Origin of the sequence: Nocardia sp. NRRL WC-3656 (assembly GCF_000720265.1) — a bacterium.
Classification (GTDB): Bacteria; Actinomycetota; Actinomycetes; order Mycobacteriales; family Mycobacteriaceae; genus Nocardia; species Nocardia nova.
Genome location: NZ_JOJF01000011.1, coordinates 164,756 through 170,909, shown reverse-complemented (window position 1 = coordinate 170,909; position 6,154 = coordinate 164,756). Strand labels below are relative to the sequence as shown.

The 6,154-nt window shown below is 68.5% G+C and carries 5 protein-coding genes; all 5 read left to right on the top strand.

Translation table 11 applies throughout. The annotated features are described in order from the left end of the window. Positions 1-255: 255 nt before the first annotated feature. The 5 genes from steA (at position 256) to xerD (ending at position 6,075) form a co-directional block, all read left to right on the top strand. Positions 256-1,470, top strand: coding sequence for a putative cytokinetic ring protein SteA (gene steA / locus IG65_RS0117155; RefSeq protein WP_036524839.1), 1,215 nt, complete (start codon positions 256-258; stop codon positions 1,468-1,470). Positions 1,471-1,487: 17 nt separating this feature from the next. After that, positions 1,488-2,402, top strand: coding sequence for a copper transporter (locus tag IG65_RS0117150; protein ID WP_369801552.1), 915 nt, complete (start codon positions 1,488-1,490; stop codon positions 2,400-2,402). Positions 2,403-2,598: 196 nt separating this feature from the next. Then, complete coding sequence (locus IG65_RS0117145; RefSeq protein WP_030515927.1) at positions 2,599-4,335, top strand: CTP synthase; 1,737 nt, start codon at positions 2,599-2,601, stop codon at positions 4,333-4,335. Next, complete coding sequence (locus tag IG65_RS0117140; RefSeq protein WP_030515926.1) at positions 4,332-4,976, top strand: NUDIX hydrolase; 645 nt, start codon at positions 4,332-4,334, stop codon at positions 4,974-4,976. Before IG65_RS0117145 ends, IG65_RS0117140 begins: the two co-directional genes overlap by 4 nt. A gap of 109 nt (positions 4,977-5,085) precedes the next feature. After that, positions 5,086-6,075, top strand: a complete 990-nt coding sequence (gene xerD, locus IG65_RS0117135; RefSeq protein WP_051756305.1) for a site-specific tyrosine recombinase XerD — start codon at positions 5,086-5,088, stop codon at positions 6,073-6,075. Positions 6,076-6,154: the final 79 nt, after the last annotated feature.

Here is a 6,154-nt window from a genome sequence, read left to right as displayed (position 1 = left end):
GTCTTGTGGGCCTTGCTGCGCGACGGCCGCGAATTCAGTGCCATCCGCCCGACATCGGTGGCAGCTGCGGCTTGACACAGTCATTGAGAGTCCTTCGGATGCAGTGAGCCGAAGCATATCGGTACCAGCGGTACCACCCGGCACGCCAGTCGACGTCGTGGAGGCGTGCGTTTGCTGGCCTCATGCCAGGGGATGTGATAGGACGTCGGCGCGCCTCCACCACAGGTTGAGAGTCGGCGTCCATTATCGGATGCCATGAAGATGCTGGCGCTGTTGTCGCGCAACACCGAAACGCTTCCCGGCGTCACCGGGATGGCCCGGGTGGACCGCAATACCCGGCGTCTGCTCAAGCGGGTCGGGGCGGGCGATGTGGTGGTCCTCGACGAGATGGACATCGATCGCCTCACCGCTGACCGGCTCGTCCAGGCGGGCGTGGCGGCGGTGATCAATGCCTCGCCCTCGATTTCGGGCCGCTATCCGAACCTCGGCCCGGAAGTGCTGGCCGCCAACGGAATCGTGTTGCTGGATGCTGTCTCCGCCGACGTGTTCGGCAAGATCAAGGACGGCAGCAAGGTCCGCATCGATGCCGGCGTGGTGTATGCCGACAAGTTGACCAAGAAGGAACCGGAGGTTCTGGTCGAGGCCATCGAGCTCACCGATCAGGTCATCGCCGAGCGGATGATCGCGGCGCGCAACGGGCTGGCCGACCATCTGGAAGCCTTCGCCGGCAATACGACCGAATACATCCGGACCGAAAGCGCGATGCTGATCGACGGTCTCGGGGTTCCGGCCCTGGATCTGTCGATGCGCGGCCGCCATGTCGTGGTGGTGGCCGACGGCGTGGACAGTCGTGACGACCTCAAGGCGATCAAGCCGTTCGTCAAGGAATACGCGCCGATTCTGGTCGGTGTCGGGCGCGGCGCCGACATCCTGACCAAGGCCGGATATCGTCCCGATCTGATCGTCGGCGACCCGGAGGAAATCACCGCGAGCTCGCTGAAATGCGGTGCCGAGCTGATACTTCCGGCCGATACCGACGGGCATGCCAAGGGGCTGGAGCGAATTCAGGACCTGGGTATCGGCGCCACCACCTTCCCGTCCTCGGGATCGGCGGCGGATCTGGCGCTGCTGCTGGCCGACCATCACGGGGCCGCGCTGATCATCACCTGCGGTGCGCCGGCCTCGCTCGACGACTTCTTCGATCGCAGCCGCCGCGAATCGGCTCCGGCGATGTTCCTGACCCGGCTCAAGGCGGGGCCGAAACTGATGGACGCCAAGGCGGTCGCCACCCTGTATCGGCAGGGCAACTCCGGCTGGGCGACCGCACTGGTGGTGCTGGCCGCGCTGATCGCGCTGATCGTCGGACTGCTGGTGTCCTCGCATCTGGGCAGCGATGTGCTGGATTGGCTGGATTCGGCGTGGCGGCAGTCGCAGGACTGGCTCCATCGACTATCGGACCGTCGGGGGTAGAGAAAGCAGTGGGTTCCATGCGTCGGCTCGTCGTTTCCCTGGCCGCGATCTTTCTGGCATTGGCGGTGGGTGCGGCGCTCGGCGCCGTCGTCCGCCAGGGTGGTCCGGGTGGCGGTGACGATCTGGCTCAGCGCAACGACGCGCTCGCGGCGGCCAACGGGCAACTCGAACGACAGGTCGGTGCGGCCGACGACTTCATCGCCCGGTCGGCGGGCCGCATCCTGAACGGAACCCTCGCCGATCACACGGTGCTCGTATTCACCACCCCCGATGCCGACGGCGGCGATGTCGACGCGGTGACGGCAGCCCTGACCACTGCGGGGGCGAAGGTCACCGGGCGGGTCGCGCTCACCGACGCCTTCGTCGACGCCTCGCAGGGCGACCGCTTGCGAACTGCGGTCACGAACATGATTCCCGCCGGCGCCCAGTTGCAGACCGAAGCGGTGGATCAGGGCAGCCTCGCCGGTGATCTCCTCGGCCTGGCGTTTCTCACCGACCCCGCCGACGGCGCCGACCGTGCCACCGCGCAGGAACGCGGGCTGATCGTCGACACCCTGCGCAACGGCGGCTTCCTCGCCGCCGGTGACTTCGCGCCCGCCCAGTTGGCCGTGGTGGTGACCGGGGCCGGCGCGCGGGCCGACCACAACGGCCAGGGATCGATCACGGCGCATTTCTCCGGGGCGCTGCGCGGACGCGGGGCGGGGCTGGTGCTGGCGGGGCGGGCCGGATCCTCGGACGGATCGGGTCCGATCGCCGAGGTGCGCCGCGAGAACCGCCTCGACGCGACGGTGTCCACGGTCGACAACGTGGACCGCGAAACGGGCCGGGTCACAACGGCTCTCGGCCTCGCCGAGCAACTGGGCGGCAAAACCGGTCACTACGGCACCGGGCCGGAGGCGACCTCGCTGTCGGTGACCGCTTCTCCCGGCTGAGCGTGGCCGCCGTCGTCGACCGCGATCGGATGACCGTCACGTCGGAGCGAGTGCCGGGCGATCGGTGCGTCCGGGGCGCCGCGTCATGGGGTTGCTGCGCTGAATGAGACGCAAGTGACAAACCGATAGGACGACCTCCGGCATTCCCCGCGTGGCATTCGTTTCGCAACCGTTTTTCGTGTTAGCGTGGAGTTCCGTGAGTCAATCGCGGATTCCGGCGCGTTCCCCCCATCAGACGGCCACCAAACACATCTTCGTGAGTGGCGGTGTCGCCTCCTCCCTCGGCAAGGGACTGACCGCCTCCAGCCTCGGCCAGCTGCTGACCGCCCGCGGATTGCGGGTCACCATGCAGAAGCTGGACCCGTATCTGAATGTCGACCCCGGCACCATGAATCCCTTCCAGCACGGCGAGGTGTTCGTGACCGAGGACGGCGCCGAAACCGACCTCGACGTCGGCCACTACGAGCGCTTCCTCGACCGTGATCTGTCGGGCTATGCGAACGTCACCACGGGGCAGGTCTACTCCACCGTGATCGCCAAGGAGCGGCGCGGCGAGTATCTCGGCGACACCGTGCAGGTCATCCCGCACATCACCGACGAGATCAAGAACCGCATCCTCGCGATGAGCGGTCCGGATCTGCAGGGCCAGACCCCGGACGTGGTGATCACCGAAATCGGCGGCACCGTCGGCGATATCGAATCCCAGCCGTTCCTGGAGGCCGCGCGTCAGATCCGGCACGAGGTGGGCCGGGACAACTGCTTCTTCCTGCACGTGACGCTGGTGCCGTATCTGGCGCCCTCCGGCGAGCTGAAGACCAAACCCACGCAGCACTCCGTCGCGGCGCTGCGCAACATCGGTATCCAGCCCGACGCGCTGATCCTGCGCTGCGACCGCGAGGTGCCGCAGGGGCTGAAGAACAAGATCGCGCTGATGTGCGACGTCGACGTCGACGCCTGCATCTCCACGCCCGACGCGCCGTCGATCTACGACATCCCGAAGGTGCTGCACCGCGAGGGCCTCGACGCCTACGTGGTGCGCAAGCTCGGCCTGCCGTTCCGCGATGTCGACTGGACCGTCTGGGGCGATCTGCTGGACCGCGTGCACAACCCGCGCGAAGAGGTGACCGTCGCGCTGGTCGGTAAGTACGTCGACCTGCCGGACGCGTATCTCTCGGTGACCGAGGCGCTGCGGGCCGGTGGTTTCGCGGCCAAGGCCAAGGTGAACATCCGCTGGGTGCAGTCCGACGAATGTGAGACTCCGGAGGGCGCGCAGCATCATCTCGGCGACGTCGACGCGGTGCTGATCCCCGGCGGCTTCGGCATTCGCGGCATCGAGGGCAAGGTCGGCGCGATCCGGTTCGCGCGCACCCGCTCCATTCCGCTGCTGGGCCTGTGCCTGGGACTGCAGTGCGTGGTGATCGAGGCCGCCCGTTCGGTGGGCCTCGAGGACGCCAACTCCGCCGAATTCGAGCCGGAGACAACGCATCCGGTGATCTCCACGATGGCCGACCAGGCCCAGGCGGTCGCCGGTGAGGCCGACCTCGGCGGCACCATGCGACTGGGCGCCTATCCGGCCGTGCTGGAGAAGGGCTCGGTCGTGGCGCAGGCCTACGGCACCACCGAAGTATCGGAGCGGCATCGGCACCGCTACGAGGTCAACAACGCCTATCGCGACAAGATCGCCCAGAGCGGCCTGCGATTCTCCGGTACCTCGCCGGACGGGCATCTGGTCGAGTTCGTGGAGCTGCCGGCGAACGTGCATCCGTATTTCGTTGCGACCCAGGCGCATCCGGAGCTCAAGAGCCGGCCGACCCGGCCGCATCCGCTGTTCGCCGGGCTGGTCGACGCGGCGCTGAAATACAAGGGCGCCGAACGGCTTCCGGTGGAGATCTACGGCGAGGAGGCCGACGAGGCCGAGCGGGTCGCGCAGTGAGCGAATCCGGAAGCCACGACTTCCGCACCGTCGGGTCCGAAACCGTGTATTCCGGGGCGATCGTCGCGCTGCGCCGGGATCAGGTCGAAATGCCCGGCGGGCGGGTCGCCGAACGCGAGGTGGTCGAGCATCACGGCGCGGTCGCGATCGTCGCCCTCGACGACGACGGCTCGGTGGTGCTGATCAACCAGTATCGGCATCCGATCGGGCGGCGGTTGCTGGAGTTGCCCGCCGGCCTGCTCGATCAGGCCGGGGAGGATCCGCTGGCGGCCGCGCAACGCGAACTCGCCGAGGAGACCGGTCTGGCGGCGCGGGAGTGGTCCACGCTGGTGGATGTGGTGCTGTCGCCGGGGTTCACCGACGAGGCACTGCGCATCTATCTCGCGACCGGGTTGTCGGACACCGACCGGCCGGACCCCGAGCACGAGGAAGCCGATCTGTCGATCGTGCGGATGCCGCTGCAGGACGCGGTGACCGCCGCGCTGTCGGGCCGGATCGAGAACGCGACCGCGGTGGCCGGTGTGCTGGCGGCGTCGGTCGCGCGGGCGAACGGCACGACGCTGCGGCCCGCCGACGCGCCATGGCCGGGTATGCCGACGCAGCTGCTCGATCGGAAGGCCGCCGAACGCGCACAGGCCTGATGGGCAACCGGCCGGGTGCCTCACCGCACCCGGCCGTACTCCTCGGGCACGTGCGAACTGTGTTTCGCGCGAACGAATGTCGCCGGCGGCTGTCATGATGACACCGTGAATGTCGCTGTTCCCGCCGCCCCGGCGGTCGTTGTGCCGCTACCGGTCGGGTGAACGCGTGGTGGAGCGGCAGATCCAGGCCTATCTCGACCATCTGACGGTCGAGCGCGGCGCGGCGAGAAATACGCTCAGCGCCTACCGGCGTGATCTGCAGCGATATCGGGAGTTTCTGAAACAGCGCGATATCGGTGATCTGGACCGGGTGACCGAGAACCAGATCGCCGATTTCGTCGTCTCGCTGCGGGCGGGCGGCGAGGGTTATCCGGCGCTGGCCGCCAGTTCGGCCGCCCGCGCATTGGTGGCGGTGCGCGGCTTGCACCGGTTCGCGGCGGCCGAGGGACTGACCACCGGGGATGTCGCGCATGGTGTGAAGCCGCCGACCCCGGCGCGGCGACTGCCGAAAGCGCTTCCCTACGAAGATATTTCCCGGCTGCTCGAGGCCGCGGGCGGGGGAGACGACGCCGGTTCCGGGGGCGGGCCGCGCGGACTGCGGGATCGGGCCATGCTGGAACTGCTGTACTCCACCGGCGCCCGGATCTCGGAGGTGGTCGGACTCGACGTCGACGATATCGACACCGCCGGGCGCTCGGTCGTCCTGCACGGCAAGGGCGGTAAACAGCGCATGGTGCCGATCGGGCGGCCGGCGCTGGCGGCGGTCGACGCTTATCTGGTTCGGGGCCGGCCGGCGCTCGGCGCCCGCGGCAAGGGCACCCCCGCCTTGTTCCTCAATGCTCGCGGCGGCCGGCTCTCGCGCCAGAGCGCCTGGCAGGTATTGCAGGACGCGGCCGATCGGGCCGGGATCGGCGCCGCGGTGTCGCCGCACACGCTGCGGCACTCGTTCGCCACCCACCTGCTCGACGGGGGCGCCGACGTGCGCGTCGTGCAGGAGTTGCTGGGGCACGCGTCGGTGACGACCACGCAGATCTACACCCTGGTCACGATCAATACACTGCACGAGGTGTGGGCCACCGCGCATCCACGGGCGCGGTAACGCGCCGGCAGCGGCGGCGCGATATCGGGTGCGGATTGCCGCAAAGGGTTTCCCAACACCCCCTCGAGGCGACAGAATG

Coding starts and splice junctions, on each gene's coding strand:
- steA (WP_036524839.1), top strand. CDS start 256: ATGAAGATGCTGGCGCTGTTGTCGCGCAACACCGAAACGCTTCCCGGC.
- IG65_RS0117150 (WP_369801552.1), top strand. CDS start 1,488: ATGCGTCGGCTCGTCGTTTCCCTGGCCGCGATCTTTCTGGCATTGGCG.
- xerD (WP_051756305.1), top strand. CDS start 5,086: ATGTCGCTGTTCCCGCCGCCCCGGCGGTCGTTGTGCCGCTACCGGTCG.